This window comes from Pseudomonas sp. PME37.24/006 (assembly GCF_055556635.1).
The window spans coordinates 729,256-747,428 of record NZ_JBVHNL010000003.1 but is presented as its reverse complement, the minus strand read 5'-3'; the positions used below and the strand labels follow the sequence as shown (position 1 = coordinate 747,428).

Here is an 18,173-nt window from a genome sequence, read left to right as displayed (position 1 = left end):
TGTCTCCCCGTGTGTGGCGCTTTGCAAGGCGTACCCGGGCGGCTATCGTGGCGCATCCCCAGCCCTCGGCCGAGATGCCATGCGCCCGTCGTCCTTCCTTCCACCCTGTGAGCGTAATTGATGCCCGGTCAGGTATTTCCCTGGCGGGAAGGTAATCGCTTCACCCTGCTGAGCGACGGCCCGACCTTCTTTCCGCGGATGATCGCCTGCATCGACGCGGCCCGTGAGACGGTCGAGCTCGAGCAATATCTGGTGGTCAGCAGCGCTTGTACCGATGCCCTGTTGCGTGCCCTGTGTGAAGCCGCGCAGCGCGGCGTGGCGGTGCGCTGCCTGTTCGATGCGTTCGGTTGCCAGGGGCTCAGTCAGCGTGACCGGCAATCGATGCTCGATGCCGGCATACAGCTGCGTTGGTACAACCCGATACGCTGGCGCCGCGGCGCGCGCAATCTGTACCGTGACCACCGCAAGTTGCTGGTGGTCGACGACCGGGTCGCCTTCGTCGGCGGCACCGGTTCCACCGATGAGTTCTGGACGCCCGGTGAGCCGGTCAGTGCCTGGCACGAAGTGATGGTGGAAATCGACGGGCCGCTGGTGGTCGACTGGTTGCAGCTGTTCGACCGGCAGTGGCAGGCCAACAATGCGCGCTTCGCCTGGCGCCCGTATCTCACGCCGCACCGCAAGCCGCTGCCCCAACTGCCGCCAACCGGGACGGGTTGGGGCAGGGTGGCCTATGCCGATGCACGACAGCACCGCGATATCCTGCAGTCGCTGATTCGAGCCCTTAACGGCGCACAACAGCGCGTGTGGTTGGCTACGCCGTATTTTCTGCCGACCTGGAAAGTACGCCGGGCGCTGCGCAAGGCTGCGGCGCGGGGTGTAGACGTGCGCTTGCTGCTCAGTGGCCGGCACACCGATAACCCACCCGTGCGCTTCGCCGGGCAGCGTTACTACCCGCGATTGCTCAAGGCCGGTGTGCGCATCTTCGAATTCCGCCCGCGTTTCCTGCACCTGAAAATGGTGCTGGTGGACGATTGGGCCAGTGTTGGCTCCTGCAATTTCGACCACTGGAATTTGCGCTTCAACCTGGATGCCAACGTCGAAACCCTGGATGCGGATTTCACCGCGGCGGTGCAGCAGAGCTTCGAAACCGATTTCCCGCAGAGCCGTGAGGTCGACTTGCAGATGTGGCAGGCGCGGCCGTTCTGGAAGCGTCTGCGTCAGCGCCTGTGGGGCTGGCTGGATCGCCTGGTGGTCAACCTGCTCGATCGACGACGCTGATACGGCCCAGCACACGCAGGTAGAGGTTCATGCTGGTGCCAGCGCCTGGTGCGGTCTCGACCCGCACATCACCGCCGGTGTTGTTGGCGAAGTCACGTGCCTGTGCCAGGCCCAGCCCGGTTCCGTGGCCTGCCTGCTTGGTGGTGAAGAACGGGTCGAACACCTTGCTTGCCAGTTCCTCGGACATGCCCGGCCCGTCGTCCTTCACAGTGAGTACCAGATACGCACCGTCGCTCAGCAATGAGTCACCTGCGAGCTGTTGCTGGCGCGTAGCGATTTGCACCTGACCGCGGCCTTTCATGGCGTCGCGGGCATTGCTGAGCAGGTTGAGTACCACGGCCTGCAGCTGCACTTCGTCGCACATCACGGCCACGTCTCTGGCTGTCAGGTCGAAGCTCAATTCGATGCCATTACCCAGGGTGCCGGCGAGCAGGTCACGGGATCGTTCTATGCGCTCGCTGATATCGATGCAGGTCAGCTCCGGGCCGTCCTGGCGTACGTTGGCCAGTAGCTGACGGATCAAATTGCCGCCTTGTTCCACTGCCTGCAGCCCGGTCTGGCAGAAACGTTCCACCTCTGCAGGTCGACGCGCACGCAGATGAGCCATCTGCAGGCTGGCGCTGAGTACTTGCAGCAGGTTGTTCACATCATGGGCGATGCTCGCGGTAAGCATTCCCAGCGATGACACCCGCCGTACGTGGCGCAGCGACGCTTCGGCCTCGCGGTGCTGGGCCTGGGCCTGTTCCAGTTGATCTGCCAGTTCGCTGGCGCGCCGCTCACGCTGCACTTCGAGCAGACGCAAGTGCAGCAGGGCCGCTGTTTGCCGCGCCAAAGCTTGCAGGGCCTGGCGCTGTGCCTCGCTGAGCGTGCGTGGGCGGGTATCGATCACGCACACGGAGCCCAGCAGGTGGCCTGCATCGGTGCGAATGGGAGCCCCGGCATAGAAGCGAATGTAGGGTGGGCCGAGCACCAGCGCGCTGTGCTGGAAGCGTGGATCCTGGGTCGCATCCTCCACCACCAGCACGTTGTCCGGCTCTAGAATCGCATGGGCGCAAAACGCCAGGTCGCGGTGGGTCTCACTGACATCCAGGCCAATGCAGGCCTTGAACCACTGCCGCTCACGGTCGACCAGCGACACCAGCGCAATCGGCGTTTCGCACAACGTGGTCGCCAACTGCACGACATCATCGAAGCCTTGCTCCGGCGCGGAGTCGAGGATTTCGAGGTGTTCGAGTGAGAGAACGCGCTCTTCCTCATCAGGCGGGAAGGGGGCAGGGCGATGGGGCATCGGAGGGTACCGCAGGCAGGGGTGGCGGCATGATGCGCTGTGCCCCAATGGACGGCAAGCAACTTGTGAAGGGAGCGGGCGGGCGGACTTCCTCGGTCAGAGGCGCCTTTGTGATGGTTGCGCAAACACTGCGAGGGCCATCGATTATCGAACTCAAGCGAGGCTGCAGGTGCCTGGAATGGGCACCCAAAGCGACGAAGCCGGCCAGAATTCTTGGCCGGCTTCGTAAGCGCCGAATGGCTGACTAGTCAGCTAGTCAGGCGGAAATACCGCTTAGCGGTAGCGTTCCAGCCAGTGGGCGTAGGGGGCTGGCAGCGTCCAGGAGGCTTTGTCGACACCCAGCTCCTTGGCGGCGAAGTATGGCCAGTGCGGGTCGGCCAGGTGGGCGCGGCCGATGGATACCAGGTCGAGGTGACCGGCTTTGACTGCTTCTTCCGCCAGTTGTGGCGTGCCGAAGCCCCAGGCGGAGGTCACCGGCAGGTCGGCCTCGCGGCGCACGCGTTCGGCGATCGGGCCCATGAAGGCCGGGCCCCATGGGATGTTGGTATCAGGGATGGTGAAGCCGACGCTGACGCTCAGCAGATCCAGGCCACCAGCCTTGAAGCGGCGGGCCAGCTCGATGGACTCTTCGAGAGTCTGCTCGTCACGGCCGTCGTATTCGAGCACGCCAAAACGCGCGGTCAGCGGCAGGTGCTCTGGCCAGACTTCGCGAACGGCGGCGAGGGTTTCCAGCATGAAGCGGCTGCGGTTGTCGAAGCTGCCGCCATAGGCATCGGTGCGCTGGTTGGAGTGCTCGGAAAAGAAGCTCTGGCCCAGGTAGCCGTGGGCGAAGTGCAGCTCGATCCATTCGAAGCCGGCGTCACGGGCGCGGCGGGCGGCGTCGACGAAGTTCTGGCGTACCCGGGCGATATCTTCCAGGGTCATGGCGCGCGGTACTTTCGGCAGGTTGGCGCCAAAAGCGATGGCCGACGGTGCGATGGTTTCCCAGCCGCGCGAATCGTTATCGGCGATATGGTCGTCGCCTTCCCATGGGCGGTTGGCGCTGGCTTTGCGGCCGGCGTGGGCGATCTGGATGCCTGGCACTGAGCCGGCGGCCTTGATGGCTTGCACCACCGGGACGAACGCCTGGGCGTGTTCGTCGCTCCAGATGCCGGCGCAGCCGGGGGTGATACGGCCTTCCGGGGCAACGGCGGTCGCCTCGACGACCAGCAGGCCTGCGCCACCGCGGGCCATGCCGGCCAGGTGCACATGGTGCCAGTCGTTGATGAGGCCATCGTCGGCCATGTACTGACACATCGGCGGGATGGCGATGCGGTTGCGAAGGGTGACGTCTTTCAGCTTGAAGGGTTCGAACAGCGCAGACATGGGCAAACTCCAGATTGATTCGTTCGTTACTGTAGTTCGATCATAATCGAACTATGGCAATTGTCGATAGCCCCGTTATCATGTGCAGCATGCGCCCCTTCAAACATCCCGATCCCCGTGACCTGACACTCGAGCGTCTGCTGTACGCCTTGAGTGACCCCGTTCGCCTGGAGATCGTTCGCTGCCTGGCCGGTGTGACTGAGGCCACCTGTGGTGAGCTTGATGGCGGCCGCCCGAAGTCCAGCATGTCGCACCATTTCCGGGTGCTGCGCGATGCCGGCCTGGTACATACGCGCAACATCGGCACCACGCACATGAACTCCTTGCGTAGCGCCGAGCTGGATACGCGCTTCCCCGGGCTGCTGAGCGCCATTCTTTCGCAGCACTGATACGCCTCTCATAACAACTGATTCTCGTCTTGCCGCATTCGCCGGTGTGCTCGGCTGCGCGCGTTTATTGGTTGAACCACGATTTTGCCGCCTCGGTCTGACCTTGCAGATGGCCTCGAAAGGCCACGGACAATCCGTTACCTGATGAGAGAACCCCTATGCAGATCTTCGAAGCATTACGTGAAAGCCACGATCGCCAGCGGGCAATGGCCGAGGCATTAGTCGCCACTCAGGGCGATTCGCCGGAGCGCGCCCAGTATTACCGTGAGCTGAAAGAGGAGCTGCTCGCCCATGCTCGAGCGGAAGAGCGGTTCTTCTACTCGCCGTTGATGAAGCACGACTCTGGTGTCGATCTGTCTCGCCACGGTGTCGCCGAGCACCACGAGATGGATGAGTTGCTTGAGACCCTGGAAGAAACCGACCCCTCCAGCCCTTCGTGGCTCGCCACCGCCCGCAAACTCAAGGACAAGATCTTCCATCACCTGGAGGACGAGGAGCACACCTTCTTCCAGCAGGCCGGGAAGATGCTCACCCAGCAGCAGAAAACTGCGCTGGCGACCGACTACGTCAAGGACTACGAGGAAGCATTGGGCTGAGAGGGCTGGTGCTGCAACCTGGTGTTGGGAGCGTTATTCCGTCACCAATTCGCGTACCCGCGAAGCCAGCGCTTCCAGGGTGAAAGGCTTGGTCAGCACCGCCATCCCCGTGCGTAGCTGGCCATCGGTGAGCAACGAGTTTTCCGCGTAGCCGGTGATCAGCAGTACCGGCATGCTGGGCCTGCTGGTCAGCGCAGCATCGGCCATCTGCCGGCCGTTCATGCCACCCGGCAAGCCAACATCGCTGATCAGTAGATCGACCTGGGTCTCGGATTGCAGAATGCTCAGCCCGGCAGCGCTGTCGCCGGCCTCGATCACGTTGAGGCCGAGCTCTTCGAGCACCTCGGTTACCAACATGCGTATGGCCGGTTCGTCATCGACCACCAGCGCCGTCTTGCCGGTTCCCTCGGCTGCCAGATCGAGCCCGGCGATCGCCGAGGGTGTCGCCTCGACTTCGGCTTTACCGTTGTGGCGGGGCAGGTACAGGGTCACGACCGTGCCTTCACCCACCGTCGAGGTGATACGCATCTGGCCACCTGACTGCTTGGCGAAACCGTATGCCATGGACAGGCCAAGCCCCGTGCCTTCGCCCATCGGTTTGGTGGTGAAGAACGGCTCCACTGCGCGGGCGACGATCTGCGCCGGCATGCCCACGCCGTTGTCCAGCACCGCCAGGCTCAGGTAGTCGCCTTCGGGCAGATTGAGGGTGGCGCCGCGCTTGGCATCGATCCACAGGTTCTCCGTGGTCGCTTTGATCACGCCGCCGTTGGGCATGGCGTCGCGGGCGTTGATGCACAGGTTGAGGAGGGTGTTTTCCAGTTGCGATGCATCGACCAGGGCTGTCCACAGGTTCGGCTGCAGTTCGCTTTCCAAGTGGATGCTCGGGCCGACGGTACGCTGGATCATTTCCAGCATGCCAGCGATCAGCAGGTTGACGTCCGTCAGCTTGGGCAGCAGCGTTTGGCGCCGTGAGAAGGCCAGCAGCCGATGTGTCAGTGCGGCGGCACGCCGGGTGGCAGTTTCTGCCGAGCTCATGTACTTGGTCAGCTCATGGAAGCGGCCCTGCTCGATGCGCAGATGCATCAGTTCCAGCGAGCCGGAAATGCCCGCGAGCAGGTTGTTGAAGTCGTGGGCGATGCCGCCGGTCAATTGCCCGATCGCCTCCATCTTCTGGGACTGTCGCAGCGACTCCTCGGCCATGTGCTGGGCGGTGACATCGCGGCCGACGAAGTGGAATACATCACTCACGGAGTCCGGAGCCGCTGTCCACAGGAAGGATCGCGCATCACCCGCCTTGCAACGCAGGCGGCTGGTAAAGCCGCTGACCTTTTCGCCCTTGCTCAGGCGCTCCAGGAGCCCGAAAACGTCTGCCCGATCTTCCTCCACCACTATCTCGATAAACGGTGTGCTGAGCAGTTGCTCGGCTTCCCAGCCTAGCAACTGAGTCCAGGCCGGGTTGATGGTTTTGAAGTAACCGTCTAGCCCTGCGGAACCCATCAGATCGTTGGTGCTTTCCCACAGGCGGTCGCGCTCGGCAGTGCGTTTTTTCAGCTCGACACGGTTGAGCTTTTCCCGGGTCACATCCCGTGCGGAGCAGTACGTTTTGCCACCACTGGGAACGGCCACCCAGGACAGCCAGCGCCATTCACCGTTCTTGCAACGGAAGCGATTTTCCAGGCCCAGTGCGGGCTCACCGGCCAGCTTGACCTGCTGCCAGACGCGCTGCGTATCGGCTTGATCAGCGGGGTGCACGAATGCCAGGAAGTGGTTGTCAGCCAGCTCCTCTTCCGACCAGCCAAGAGTCGTCTGCCAGGCGGGGTTGGATGCCTCGAAATAACCATCGTCGTTGAGTACGCCGAGCAGATCCGGCGTTATCTGCCAGGTACGACCGCGCTCGAAGGTCTGCGCGATGACTTTCTGTTCGAGTTCGGCGTTGAGTGCCATGACCCGTGCAATGGCGCGATCACGTTCGCCTTCGATGGCGCGCCGCTCCTCCACGTTGATCAGTACGCCAGGGAAACTCAATCCACTGCCATCGGCAGCCAGTTCCACACGACCATTGGCCTCCAGCCAGTAATAGCAGCCGTCGGCACGGCGCACACGATATTGGTGGGCGTAGGGGCCGCCACGGGAGATGACTTCGTTGATGGCCTCGAGCAGGCTCTCGATATCATCGGGATGAACGGTTTCGACGACCTGCTGCAGGCTCAAACCTTCACGACCGAGCGCGGGATTCAGGCCGAAGTTGTGTGCGAAGGCTTCGTCTACGGTGAAGCGGTTGGTGGGCAGATCCCAGAACCAGGTACCGATTATGGCTCCCGCAGCCAGCGCCAGTTGCACCCGCTCGGCGTTGGCGATGGCGGGTTGTTGAATCGTTACCACCTGGGTGGTTTCGATAGCCACATTGAGGAAACCGGCGATTGCGCCTGAAGCGTCTTCCAGTGGGCCGTAGGAAAACGTCCAGTAGGTGTCCTCGGGATAGCCGTTGCGGGTCATCACCAAGTGCATGTTCTCGTGATGAATCGGCTCGCCGGCCAGCACCTTGTCCACCAGTGGGCCAATGGTCTCCCATACGTCGGGCCAGACGTCCTGGATGGGTTTGCCCAGCGCACCGGGATGACGGTTGCCGAGAAACGGCACATAGGCCTCGTTGTAAATGAAGGTGCGTTCTGGCCCCCAGGTTGCGCACATGGCGAAACTGCTTTTGCTCATGATGCCGTACGTGGTGCGCAGTGCATCCGGCCAGGTTTCCCTCGCGCCGAGCGGCGTCGATGCCCAATCGAAATGGTTGATGGTGGCTTGCACGGGGAACCTTGCGCTGGCAAATAAACGACGTAAGAGAGTGTGCCATTAGAGGCATGGTGCTTCACAGGCTGATTGTTTGCAGCAGCCGAAATTGGCTGGTTCTCTGCCGGCATATCGCACTGAAATGGCCACCTAATTAGCGCGGTAAAGTTGTACAGATAATTCTGTTTGTAGAACTTATTGAGGGTAGGTTGCTCGAATTTTGTAGAGCGGCCGTTCGATTGGCTGCGCCCATTCATACAGGTAACGCTGATGATTAGTAGCGGCAAACAGAGTTTCCGCGTTGATAACACGTCGTCCGGCGACATCTCGGGTACCGGCAAAAACATCTTCTTCGCGGCGGTAGAAACCACCCGCATGCCGATGATCATCGCCGACCCGAATCGTCACGATAATCCGATCATCTTTGCCAATAACGCCTTTCTGGAGATGACCGGCTACAGCGCTGAGGACGTGCTCGGCAGGAACTGTCGTTTTCTGCAGGGGCCGGAAACCGATCGCGCGGTGGTCGCGCAGGTGCGTGAAGCAGTGGCGCTGAAGCAAGAACTGGCCGTTGAGCTGATCAACTACCGTAAAGACGGCTCGACGTTCTGGAATGCGCTGTTTATTTCGCCGGTCTACAACGATGCCGGTGAACTGATTTACTTATTTTCTTCCCAGCTGGATATCAGCCGCCGTCGCGACGCCGAGGAAGGCTTGCGCCAAGCGCAGAAAATGGAAGCGCTGGGTCAGCTTACCGGGGGTATCGCCCATGACTTCAATAACCTGTTGCAGGTGATGATCGGCTACCTCGAAGTGCTCGACCGCACGATCACCAAGCCTGCATACGACCAGGAGCGCATGCAGCGCTATGTGCACAATGCCCGTAATGCCGCTGACCGTGCGGCCACGCTGACCCAGCAACTGCTGGCGTTTGCGCGCAAGCAGAAGCTCGAGGGTCGGGTGCTCAACCTCAACGGGCTGATCAACGGCTTCCAGGAACTGGGCGAACGAACCCTCGGCCAGACCACCCTGCGCTTGACGCTTGAGCCCGCACTGTGGAACTGCCGGATCGACCCGACGCAGGCCGAAGTGGCCTTTCTCAATATCCTCATCAATGCCCGCGATGCCCTTGAAGGGCGCGAGCACCCGACGGTCGATATCGAAACCAAGAACGTGCTGGTCGACGACCTGGGCAGCATGTCGTATGACGGCTTGATGCCCGGCCGCTATGTCAGCATCGCCATCACCGACAACGGCATCGGCATGGCCGAGAGCGTGAGTACGCGGGTGATGGATCCCTTCTTCACCACCAAGGAGGAGGGCAAAGGCTCAGGCCTCGGCCTGTCGATGGTCTATGGCTTCGTCAAACAGTCCGGCGGCACGGTGCGGATTTATTCCGAAGAGGGTGTTGGTACGACGTTGCGTCTGTATTTCCCCGCGGATGACAGCCAGGTCACCCAGCGTCTTGCCAAGGAGCAGCCAGGCGAGCGCAATGGCACTGAGCGCGTGCTGATCGTGGAAGACCGGCCGGATGTGGCCGATCTGGCCAAGATGGTGCTCGAAGACTATGGCTACATCGCCGAGATCTCCATGAACGCCCGTGAAGCGCTGCTAATGCTCGACATGGCCGACTACGACCTGCTGTTCACCGACCTGATCATGCCCGGCGGAATGAATGGCGTGATGCTCGCCCGCGAAGCCAGGCGTCGCAAACCGGGGCTGAAAGTACTGCTCACCACGGGTTACTCCGAGAGTTCTCTGGAGAGCACCGACGCTGCCGGCAGTGAGTTCGAGGTGATATCCAAGCCATACGTGCCGACCGATCTGGCCCGTAAAGTGCGCCAGGTCATCGAGGGGCCGACAGGCGTTGGCTGATCGTCCTCACTGCTGCCTTAGCTTGCTGATAGTGAGGAGAATCTTCAGCGTTGGCCGAGAGCGTGAGCGCTCCGATAGGTTCACACAAACGAACCGTATGACGAGCGGTATCAATACAGTGCGAACCGATTTGCCCATCGTTGCCTCACATTATTATGGACAACTATATAAATAGATTTACCTCTGAAACAGGCTGCCGACTTGACCTTGAAAAAGGCCCAACCGGCATATGCTTCAAAGCGATGTCAGCGGACGGGCAATGCGTGGGGAGCAGGTGCCTGAGTAAGGCCCAACTGGAAAACTGCGCCTTGGTGCAAGCCGTGATGCTCGACTTCATCGCTCAAACCAATAGGGTGCTGGAACCAAACAGGAGGCTTGCCTCCTCGGCGCATATGCCTAAAAAAGATACCGGCCCTGCTCCGCGCTGTTAGCCCTGTGTTGAACAGATACTCGATGTGCAGCGAACGGCATTGCCTCTATTGGCAGCCGGGCGAAAGCACTATCGTTTTTGCATAAATCCCATGGGGTAAGGCAGTTCTGCAACTACCTTGCTTGGCGCGACGTGTTTACAGTGCACGTCTTCGTTCGAGCAGGTGTTCGCGTTATGAATCTTTGGTTTCGCCTTTTTCTGATGCTGCTGCGCCGGCCATGGCGCCGGCCTGTATCTGCGTTCGAAACCACCGTCGTGCGCATGCGCGTCTGGCCGCTTGATCTCGACCTTAACCGCCACGTCACCAATGGCCGCTACTTCACCCTGTCTGATGTCGGGCGTATGGATTACGTGCTTCGCAGCGGCGCGTTTCGGGTAGCGCTGCGTCATCGTGCTCTGCCTATCGTCGGTGATGTATGGGGCAAGTTCCGTCGCGAACTGAAGCTGTTCCAGGCTTTTGAAATTCATACCCGGATGTTGGGTTGGGATGAAAAATGGAGCTTTATCGAACACCGATTCGTGAGGGATGGCCGGGTGCTGGGCGTGGTCATCATGCGCGGCTTGTTCCGCGGGCCGAAAGGCAACGTATCGCCAGGTGAGTTCGCGTTGGAACTGAACTTGCCCGAACAGTCCCCGCCACTGCCCGACTGGTTGAGCGACTGGTCCGAAAGCTGCGACCGCTTGAGCAGCCAACTGCGTGATGAAGAGCAGTGAGTAGGCGCGCCATGGCCACGTAGCCAGTCGCTACGTGGCCATGGCCGTCGTCTAGAAGTCCAGCGTCAGCCCCGCATAAACCGCCCGACCATCGCCTGCCGCGTGTAGCGATTGCTGCACACCGGCGCTGTCGTCATACCAGGCGTATTCGGAGTAGCGGTCGGTGATGTTCTTGGCCTGCACATCGACGCTCAGGGTGGGCGTGACCTGATAAGTCGCCCCCAGATTAAGCAGCACGTAATCGCCGAACTTTCCGGTGCTGTTGGTGCGCTCCAGGTAGTAGTCGCTCTGGCCATTGAGCCAGGCGGACAGCTCGAGCTTTGGCGTTAGCTGGTAGGTCGAGCCGGCGGCGTACAGGTGATGGGGCACGTGATCCATCTCCTTGCCCTTGCTGGCCGGCAGGTTGGGATTGGGTTCGAGGATCTCCGAGAACTGCCGCGAGTAGGACAGCCAGATGCTGCTGGCGTCGGTGGGATAAAGGTTGAGCTGCACATCCCAGCCTTTGCGCAAGGTTTTCCCGACGTTCTCGGCATCGCCAACGGCGTCGTTGAGCTTGCGCTGCACTTCATCCGAGGCCTTCTGCTCCCAGTAGGCGATCCGGCCATCGATCCAGGCGGCTGGCTTGAACTTGATCCCGGTTTCCCAGCCATCGTTGATCGACGGTTTCAGGTCGTCGCTGAGGGTCGCCAGGCGATAAGCCGCCGACCCGACACCGACCTGATAGCTGCGGCCCCAGTTGGCATACAAGCTGGCTTGATCCCAGGGCGAGTAGACGACGCTGATCTTTGGCTGTTTGATCAGACCATAGTCATTGACGTCGGCATGCTCACCGCTCAGCCCGTTGACGTAGCCGCCATAGAGCTTGTCGATGCGGTACGCGGGGATGATCTTCAGCGAGTCGGTGGGCTCGATCACCGCCTGCACATAAGCGCCGTAAACATTCAGGTCGAACTGCTGATCGCGGGTCTGTGCCACGCGGTTGCGCTGCTGCGTGCGGTAACGCAGGCTTTCGTTCTCCTGGCGCTGGACCTCGGCACCACCCTCCAGAGCGAAGGCATGCAGATGCTCTACCTCGGGGCGCCAGGTCAGGCTGCTCAGCGCGCCGTACTGGGTTTCGTCGGCGTAGCGTTCCTGTTGCGACGAGGTGCGCCAGTATTGCGTCCAGCGGCGGTCTTCGAAGGCATTCACGTAGGCCTTGCTGGCCCAGCTCAGGGTATCCGAGAGGTTGGCATCTAGGTGCAGGCTGAGCTGGTTCATTTCCCGCTCACCGGTGTCGGTGGCGTTGTTGGCATAGGACTGCCGAGGCCGGTTGCGGGAGTCGGAGCGGCTCAGGTAGCCGGCTTCATCAGCATCGACCGTGTAGTGCCTGGCGATCAAGCCGGCGCGCCAGGCGTCATCGTCTGCGGTATAGAACCACTTGCCTGAGAAGCTCATACGCTCGGCCTTGGCATGATCCCGATAGCCATCGCTGCCCTGATAGCTGAAGGCGTAGTTCTGGCTCCAGTTGCCGTCCTCGACGCCCTTCACCAGTTGCAGCTCGCGGGTGTCGAAGCTGCCGTAGCGCAGCCGCAACTTGCCGTCGTTGCCGCCCTGACGGGTATTGATGCTCGCGTTGCCGGCGATGTTGTGCAGCCCGTAGCGCGGGTCATTGGTGCCGCGCACCACTTCGATACTGTCGATCTCCAACGGGAAGACCATGTCGATGAAGGGCATGTTGCCGTCGTTGGTATTGCTGGGAATCCCGTCGATCAGCAACTTGACGGCATTCACCTCACCCTCGCCGTTGAAGCCGCGAAACGACAACTTGCCGGAGGTGGTGCCCTGATTGAATTGGGTCAGCATTACACCGGGCACGCGGTTGAACAGCTCCCAGCTGTATTGCACCGGCTGCTTTGCAAGGATGTCGGCACCCAGTACATCGACCGAGCTGAGGATGTTGTGGCTGGCCAGCGGGCCTGCTTGCCCGGCAACGACGCTGACCGCGCCCAGGGTGACGACCGAATCGCCGGTATTGCGGGTGTCGGCAACGGCCTGGCTTAGCGGCGTGAGGGCGAACAGGCAGGACAGCATGACGGTTGGCGCCGAACGGCGCGCGAGTGGCAGCAGCAGAGCGGTGTCTGTTGTTTTCATCAAAGGTTTTTCCACGCGGAATAAGTGACGCTGTTTCCCGACCGCGCGCGGGCGCAGGCCGATGGAATCAGGCTGATTGGGTCACACAGCGAGGAAGCGGGAAGGGGAGGCGCGGGGATTCAGGGAGGGCCATAGATAGCGCGGTGGCGGTTGCGCCAGGCTGCGCACGACGATTGGCGACGGCCTCGCCGAGAGTAGGTGGCCAATGTTCCAGCTCGCGGTATTGAGGGCGACGGCCAGGGAAGAAGACGAGCACAGCGGGCAGTTGAATTGCGCACTCATCTGCCGAGGCTGGCTGGAGCTGCCGTCGTCGTAACGCTGGCCGTGATCGCTGCCTGAGGCGCAGTAACCGCCGTTCAGGCCGCTGAGGGCAAGGCCGCTCATCTGCCCGTGATGAATACCGCAGACGAATAGACTGAACAGGACGCTGGCGTAGAGCATCCATGCAATCAGTGACCGTTCATCGCGGGCGAATTTCATGGGGCCGAACTTTACCACCGCGGTAAGGTTTGGCGAGGGCACCTGGCGTGGTGAATTGCCGCACTGACGGCTTTGGGTGAAGACGAGCAAGGCGCGGAGATTTGATCCCCGCGCCTGCCGTGTTTCAAGCGCACATTGCGTGCGCCGGGGTCAGGCTAGCGTGGCGAGGTCGGCGGCATTGAAGCCTGGCAGTGGCTCACCGTTACGAACCTTGTTGGCCCACTGCGCGTCGGAGATCAGTACACGGCCCACGGCGATCAGGTCGAACTCTTCACGCTCGAGGCGCAGGTGCAGATTGTCCAGCACGGCCGCATCGGAGCCCTTGCCGCCAAAGGCGCCGAAGAAGTCGCCATCGAGCCCTACCGAGCCGACGCTGATGGTCGCCGCACCCGTCAGCTTCTTCGCCCAACCCGCGAAGTTGAGGCCTTGTTCGCCGTCGATATCCGCGAACTCCGGCTCCCAGAAGCGGCGCTGCGAGCAATGCAGGATATCCACGCCAGCCTCGACCAGCGGCGCCAGCCAGGCGGTCATTTCCTCTGGCGTGGTCGCCAGGCGCGCGGCGTAGTCCTGCTGCTTCCACTGGCTGACCCGCAGGATCAGTGGGAAGTCCGGCCCGACGGCCGCGCGAACGGCGCGTACCGCCTCCGCTGCAAAGCGCGAGCGCTCGGCGATGGTCGCGCCACCGAAGGCATCCGTGCGGGTGTTGGTACCTGGCCAGAAGAACTGGTCGATCAGGTAACCATGGGCGCCATGCAGCTCGACCGTGTCGAAGCCCAGGCGTTTGGCATCCGCTGCAGCGCTGGCGAATGCCGCCACGGTGTCGGCGATGTCTTCCAGGGTCATGCTCACGCCGCGCGGATCATCGGGGGCCACCAGCCCGGACGGGCTTTCGACCGGCGCATCAGGCACCCATTCGCCACGGGAACGGGTCGAGCCGGTGTGCCAGATTTGTGGGCCGATGCGACCGCCAGCCGCGTGTACGGCCTTGGCCACTTCAGCCCAGCCGGCGAGTGCCGCGTCGCCATGAAAGAACGGGATGCCTGGCATGTTGCGCGAGGCCGGGCGGTCGATCACCGTGCCCTCGGTCAGGATCAGGCCCACGCCGCCGGCAGCGCGACGGCGGTAGTACTCGGCATGTTGCTCGCCGGGAATACCTTCGGGCGCCAGGGCACGGGTCATGGGCGCCATGACGATGCGGTTGGGCAGATCCAGGCTTTTCAGTTTGAAGGGGCTGAACAGTACATCGTCGGACATGACACGCTCCATTTGGGTTAGTGGCCGCTGCATATTCAGCGGTACTGCTAATGCGGTGAATCGGGGAATTCGGCAGCGCCAAGCGGGCGCTGCCAGGCTGATCACGCAGCCATTATTCGGGCCAGCACAGCCTGGTGAAGCCAGCGCGGCATCGCCCACATGAACACGACATTCAGCTTGTTGGCAACACCAGGGACCACGCTGATACGCCCGCCATTCATGGCGCGAATACCTGCAAGCAGCACGGGCGGCGTCTGCATCACGAATGCCCTCATTCGATGTGGGGAGGCGCACCTTGGTTGGGCTCGGCGTATTTAAAATGATGGTCGTAATCTTTTATGTCAATAAAATTGATTATGATCGACATCAATGTATGCTTGACGCTTGATAGGCGATGCACCAGGAGGCATGTGGATATGCGAGTGACCAAGGCTCAGGCCCAGGCGAACCGAGCGCTGATCGTCGAAACAGCCTCTGCTCTGTTTCGTGAGCGCGGCTATGACGGCGTGGGCGTGGCGGATCTGATGGCCGCTGCCGGCTTCACGCATGGCGGGTTCTACAAGCACTTCGGCTCCAAGGCTGACCTGATGGCGGAATCGGCCGCGTGCGGCATTTCAAAAACGCTGGAGCGCAGTAGCGGTGTAGACGCCGCCGCGTTCTTCAACTTCTACGTTTCTCGACAGCACCGTGATGAGCGCGGGTCTGGCTGCACCATGGCCGCGCTTGGCGGCGACGCGACGCGTCAACCGGACGAGATCAAGGCGATATTCGCGCAGGGCATCGAAGGCATGCTAGCGACGCTCGATCATGAGGGCGATACGCAAGGGCAGCACGCGCGAGCGCAAATGATCGGCTTGTTCGCCCAGGCAGTCGGGGCGATCGTGTTGTCCCGCGCCTGCCCGGACGATTCCCCGCTGGCAGACGAGATCATCGACCTGTGTCGTTTGCAGATACTTGCAGCCTTACCTGAGAAAGCGAGCTAGCAGCATCGCCCGGTCGTTGTGCTTGGCTGATGACAGTACTTTTTCACGCCGCACCTGCGGCCCGTAAAAAGAGGGAGCCTGAAAGATGACCATCTACTACCTGGACGACCTGCAACCGGGTCAACGCTTCGTTGGCACTACCCGGGTTCGCCTCGACGCGGAGGCTATAAAGACCTTCGCTGCCGAGTTCGATCCCCAGCCATTCCATCTTGACGAAGCTGCTGCCAGCACCTCGATTTTCGGCGCACTGGCCGCCAGTGGCTGGCACACCGCCGCGCTGACCATGCGCCTGCTGGTCGATTGCGAGCCGAAACTCGCCGGCGGCATTGTCGGCGCCGGCTTCGACGAGCTGCGCTGGCCGCTGCCGGTCAGGCCTGGCGATGAACTGCGGGTGGAACTCGAGGTGCTGGAGGTGCGGCCATCCAGATCCAAGCCTACTCAAGGGCTGGTCAAAATGCGCACCACCACGCTGAATCAGGATGGGCAGGTCGTGCAGGTTTCCGTGGGCAATCTGGTGGTGCCTCGTCGCCCTGAGCAATAGCGCTAATCGACCTCTAACAGTGGCCGCCTGACGGCGGTGGAGAACAGCATGAAATACACCACGTTTGGCAAAACGGGCCTGCAGGTTTCCCAGGTGGCGCTGGGCACCGGCAATTTTGGAACCGGTTGGGGCTATGGTGCCGACCCTGATACCAGCGAGGCCGTTTTCAACGCCTACGCCGAAGCTGGCGGCAACTTCATCGATACCGCCGACGTGTACCAGTTCGGCCAGTCCGAGGCGCTGCTCGGTACGCTGCTGGAGGGGCGCCGCGAGGATTTCGTCCTCGCTACCAAGTTCACCAACGGCGCGGCACCCGATGCCAACCGCTTGGTCACCGGTAACAGCCGCAAGGCGATGGTCGCGTCGGTCGAGGCGAGCCTGAAGCGCCTGAAAACCGACCGCATCGATATCTACTGGGTGCATCATCCCGACGCTGTTACGCCCATGGAAGAAGTGGTTCGCGGTCTGGATGATCTTGCTCGCGCCGGCAAGATTCTCTACGCGGGCCTGTCCAACTTTCCGGCCTGGCGTCTCGCCCATGCTGCCACCCTGGCACAACTGACCCGCGCCGTTCCCATCGCGGCGGCGCAGTTCGAGCACAGCCTGGTGCACCGCGATCCCGAGGCCGATTTGTTCCAGGCGTCCCATGCTCTGGGGCTGGGGATCGTTACCTGGTCTCCGCTCGGCGGCGGCATGCTCACTGGCAAATACCGGCAGGGCGAGAAGGGCCGGGCCGAAGGCTTCGGTGGGCGGGTATTCCAGGCCGAGAACTCGGCGCAGCGCACGCAGATTCTCGACGTGCTGATCTCGATTGCCGATGAGCTGGGCGTCAACCCTGGCCAGGTTGCAATTGCCTGGGCCGGTACTCACGGCTCGGTGCCGATCATCGGGCCACGTTCCCTGGCGCAGCTCACCGACAATCTTGGTTCCCTGGCGCTCGAACTGTCGGCCGAGCAGATCGCTCGCCTTGATGCGGTGAGCGATCTGGGCCAGGCGACAGCAGCGAGAACCCCGGTTTCCTGGGCTTCGGGCAACCTGCCGAGAATCGTTGCCTAACAGAGCGTTGGCGGCGGGTCGATGAAGTGCGGAACGCTGCAGCAGAGCCAGGCACTTACGAACGCGCCGGCCCAGCCTCGACCTGCTCGCGCAGCAGTTGCAGATAACGGCGTGCCCCCAGCCCCAGGGGGCGGCTCTTGTACCAGATGACATCGACCCACAGACGTATCTGGCTGGCCATGTTGTCGAACTTGACCGCGGACAGCACGCCCGAGGCGATCATCGGCTGAACCAGCGGCTGCGGCAGGTAGGCCCAGCCCAGGCCGGCTTGCACCAGGTCGAGGGTGGCCAGGTAACTGTCCGTGAGCCACACGCGGTGGGAAAGCACGATCTGCGGGTCGGAGGCGTTGGGGTCGCCGCTGGCCACCACGATCTGCCGTGTGTCCGCCATGTGCGCTTCGTCCAGTGGTTCTCCCTCGCTGGTGAACGGGTAGCCTGGCGCGGCGACTGCGGTAAGCAACTGGCTGCCGGCTTCGGCGAAGGCTTCGCGCTCGTCGATGCCGGGGCGCTCGAACATCAACGCCACGTGCACGCTGCCGTCGTGCAGCATGCGCACCGCATCGGCCTGGGCAGCCGAGCGAATCTCTATCTCCAGAGTGGGGAATTCCCGGGCCAGGGTAATCAGCGGCTGGCTCCAGGCGCCGGTCTGTAGCTCCGGGGCCATCGCCAGCACCAGCCGTCTTTCCAGGCCCTTGTGCAACTGCAGTGCATGGGCGTCGAGCAGGTTCAGCTGACTGGCCACCTGTCTGGCCTGGGGCTCCAGTGCGCGGGCGGCTGGGGTGGGCAGCGCCTTGCGGGTCGAGCGATCGAACAGGATCAGATCCAGTTCTGCCTCCAGCTGCGACACCGCCATGTTCACGGCCGAGGGCACACGGCCCAGGACGCGCGCTGCCGCGGAAAACGAGCCTTCGTCGATGACAGCGAGAAATACCCGAAGCGATTCGCTGGTGAATACCATGGTTGTCAGTTTCTCTGATAACAGTCGTCTTTTTGTATCAGATTTATGC

Annotated in this window: 16 protein-coding genes; 8 read left to right on the top strand and 8 right to left on the bottom strand. The window is 62.0% G+C overall.

What is annotated here, in order from left to right:
• Positions 1-120 precede the first annotated feature (120 nt).
• Positions 121-1,278 (top strand): phospholipase D-like domain-containing protein, encoded by a 1,158-nt coding sequence (locus ACZ3GY_RS14485; protein WP_465910678.1) that lies wholly within the window; start codon positions 121-123, stop codon positions 1,276-1,278.
• Here the strand turns inward: ACZ3GY_RS14485 and ACZ3GY_RS14480 are convergent.
• Positions 1,253-2,566, bottom strand: a complete 1,314-nt coding sequence (locus ACZ3GY_RS14480; RefSeq protein ID WP_465910677.1) for a sensor histidine kinase — start codon at positions 2,564-2,566, stop codon at positions 1,253-1,255. The genes ACZ3GY_RS14485 and ACZ3GY_RS14480 overlap by 26 nt on opposite strands.
• Positions 2,567-2,839: 273 nt before the next feature.
• A complete protein-coding gene (locus ACZ3GY_RS14475; protein ID WP_225839149.1) occupies positions 2,840-3,931 on the bottom strand; it encodes an NADH:flavin oxidoreductase/NADH oxidase in 1,092 nt (363 codons plus the stop codon).
• Positions 3,932-3,984: 53 nt separating this feature from the next.
• Between ACZ3GY_RS14475 and ACZ3GY_RS14470 the strand changes: the two genes are divergently transcribed.
• Together ACZ3GY_RS14470 and ACZ3GY_RS14465 are read left to right on the top strand one after the other, a co-directional pair.
• On the top strand, positions 3,985-4,320 hold the full coding sequence (locus ACZ3GY_RS14470; RefSeq protein WP_225839151.1) for an ArsR/SmtB family transcription factor: 336 nt from the start codon (positions 3,985-3,987) through the stop codon (positions 4,318-4,320).
• A gap of 158 nt (positions 4,321-4,478) precedes the next feature.
• Positions 4,479-4,916 carry a hemerythrin domain-containing protein gene (locus tag ACZ3GY_RS14465; RefSeq protein ID WP_463565784.1) on the top strand — a complete coding sequence of 146 codons (438 nt, stop codon included), beginning with the start codon at positions 4,479-4,481 and terminating at the stop codon, positions 4,914-4,916.
• Positions 4,917-4,949: 33 nt separating this feature from the next.
• Here ACZ3GY_RS14465 and ACZ3GY_RS14460 read toward each other — a convergent pair whose 3' ends face one another.
• Complete coding sequence (locus ACZ3GY_RS14460; RefSeq protein WP_465910675.1) at positions 4,950-7,721, bottom strand: PAS domain-containing protein; 2,772 nt, start codon at positions 7,719-7,721, stop codon at positions 4,950-4,952.
• 252 nt (positions 7,722-7,973) lie between these two features.
• Here ACZ3GY_RS14460 and ACZ3GY_RS14455 point away from each other — a divergent pair, with 252 nt between their 5' ends.
• Both ACZ3GY_RS14455 and ACZ3GY_RS14450 read left to right on the top strand, forming a co-directional pair.
• Positions 7,974-9,578, top strand: a complete 1,605-nt coding sequence (locus ACZ3GY_RS14455; RefSeq protein ID WP_465910673.1) for a histidine kinase famiy protein — start codon at positions 7,974-7,976, stop codon at positions 9,576-9,578.
• A gap of 604 nt (positions 9,579-10,182) precedes the next feature.
• Positions 10,183-10,722 (top strand): thioesterase family protein, encoded by a 540-nt coding sequence (locus ACZ3GY_RS14450; RefSeq protein ID WP_465910671.1) that lies wholly within the window; start codon positions 10,183-10,185, stop codon positions 10,720-10,722.
• Positions 10,723-10,773: 51 nt separating this feature from the next.
• Here ACZ3GY_RS14450 and ACZ3GY_RS14445 read toward each other — a convergent pair whose 3' ends face one another.
• The 4 genes from ACZ3GY_RS14445 to ACZ3GY_RS14430 form a co-directional block, all read right to left on the bottom strand.
• Positions 10,774-12,792, bottom strand: a complete 2,019-nt coding sequence (locus ACZ3GY_RS14445) for a TonB-dependent receptor (protein ID WP_465911052.1) — start codon at positions 12,790-12,792, stop codon at positions 10,774-10,776.
• Between the two features lie 141 nt (positions 12,793-12,933).
• A complete protein-coding gene (locus ACZ3GY_RS14440; protein WP_465910670.1) occupies positions 12,934-13,332 on the bottom strand; it encodes a DUF2946 domain-containing protein in 399 nt (132 codons plus the stop codon).
• Positions 13,333-13,482: 150 nt separating this feature from the next.
• Positions 13,483-14,586, bottom strand: a complete 1,104-nt coding sequence (locus ACZ3GY_RS14435; protein WP_465910669.1) for an NADH:flavin oxidoreductase — start codon at positions 14,584-14,586, stop codon at positions 13,483-13,485.
• 101 nt (positions 14,587-14,687) lie between these two features.
• Positions 14,688-14,849, bottom strand: coding sequence for a hypothetical protein (locus tag ACZ3GY_RS14430; protein WP_463565778.1), 162 nt, complete (start codon positions 14,847-14,849; stop codon positions 14,688-14,690).
• Positions 14,850-15,002: 153 nt separating this feature from the next.
• On the opposite strand from ACZ3GY_RS14430, the gene ACZ3GY_RS14425 reads away from it, so the two are divergent.
• From ACZ3GY_RS14425 to ACZ3GY_RS14415, 3 genes are all read left to right on the top strand, one after another.
• Positions 15,003-15,569, top strand: coding sequence for a TetR/AcrR family transcriptional regulator (locus ACZ3GY_RS14425; RefSeq protein WP_465910667.1), 567 nt, complete (start codon positions 15,003-15,005; stop codon positions 15,567-15,569).
• A gap of 85 nt (positions 15,570-15,654) precedes the next feature.
• The gene (locus ACZ3GY_RS14420; RefSeq protein ID WP_465910666.1) at positions 15,655-16,110 is read left to right on the top strand and encodes a MaoC family dehydratase; all 456 of its coding nucleotides are present in this window, start codon (positions 15,655-15,657) and stop codon (positions 16,108-16,110) included.
• A gap of 48 nt (positions 16,111-16,158) precedes the next feature.
• Complete coding sequence (locus ACZ3GY_RS14415) at positions 16,159-17,166, top strand: aldo/keto reductase (protein ID WP_465910665.1); 1,008 nt, start codon at positions 16,159-16,161, stop codon at positions 17,164-17,166.
• A 55-nt stretch (positions 17,167-17,221) separates the two neighbouring features.
• Here ACZ3GY_RS14415 and ACZ3GY_RS14410 read toward each other — a convergent pair whose 3' ends face one another.
• Entirely contained in the window at positions 17,222-18,124 is a 903-nt protein-coding gene (locus ACZ3GY_RS14410; RefSeq protein WP_225839162.1) for a LysR family transcriptional regulator, read from the bottom strand.
• Positions 18,125-18,173 lie beyond the last annotated feature (49 nt).

Excerpts from the sequence above, each read along its gene's own strand:
- ACZ3GY_RS14485 (WP_465910678.1), top strand. The coding sequence starts at position 121 with ATGCCCGGTCAGGTATTTCCCTGGCGGGAAGGTAATCGCTTCACCCTG.
- ACZ3GY_RS14480 (WP_465910677.1), bottom strand. The coding sequence starts at position 2,566 with ATGCCCCATCGCCCTGCCCCCTTCCCGCCTGATGAGGAAGAGCGCGTT.
- ACZ3GY_RS14475 (WP_225839149.1), bottom strand. The coding sequence starts at position 3,931 with ATGTCTGCGCTGTTCGAACCCTTCAAGCTGAAAGACGTCACCCTTCGC.
- ACZ3GY_RS14470 (WP_225839151.1), top strand. The coding sequence starts at position 3,985 with ATGGCAATTGTCGATAGCCCCGTTATCATGTGCAGCATGCGCCCCTTC.
- ACZ3GY_RS14465 (WP_463565784.1), top strand. The coding sequence starts at position 4,479 with ATGCAGATCTTCGAAGCATTACGTGAAAGCCACGATCGCCAGCGGGCA.
- ACZ3GY_RS14455 (WP_465910673.1), top strand. The coding sequence starts at position 7,974 with ATGATTAGTAGCGGCAAACAGAGTTTCCGCGTTGATAACACGTCGTCC.
- ACZ3GY_RS14450 (WP_465910671.1), top strand. The coding sequence starts at position 10,183 with ATGAATCTTTGGTTTCGCCTTTTTCTGATGCTGCTGCGCCGGCCATGG.
- ACZ3GY_RS14445 (WP_465911052.1), bottom strand. The coding sequence starts at position 12,792 with ATGCTGTCCTGCCTGTTCGCCCTCACGCCGCTAAGCCAGGCCGTTGCC.
- ACZ3GY_RS14440 (WP_465910670.1), bottom strand. The coding sequence starts at position 13,332 with ATGAAATTCGCCCGCGATGAACGGTCACTGATTGCATGGATGCTCTAC.
- ACZ3GY_RS14435 (WP_465910669.1), bottom strand. The coding sequence starts at position 14,586 with ATGTCCGACGATGTACTGTTCAGCCCCTTCAAACTGAAAAGCCTGGAT.
- ACZ3GY_RS14425 (WP_465910667.1), top strand. The coding sequence starts at position 15,003 with ATGCGAGTGACCAAGGCTCAGGCCCAGGCGAACCGAGCGCTGATCGTC.
- ACZ3GY_RS14420 (WP_465910666.1), top strand. The coding sequence starts at position 15,655 with ATGACCATCTACTACCTGGACGACCTGCAACCGGGTCAACGCTTCGTT.
- ACZ3GY_RS14415 (WP_465910665.1), top strand. The coding sequence starts at position 16,159 with ATGAAATACACCACGTTTGGCAAAACGGGCCTGCAGGTTTCCCAGGTG.
- ACZ3GY_RS14410 (WP_225839162.1), bottom strand. The coding sequence starts at position 18,124 with ATGGTATTCACCAGCGAATCGCTTCGGGTATTTCTCGCTGTCATCGAC.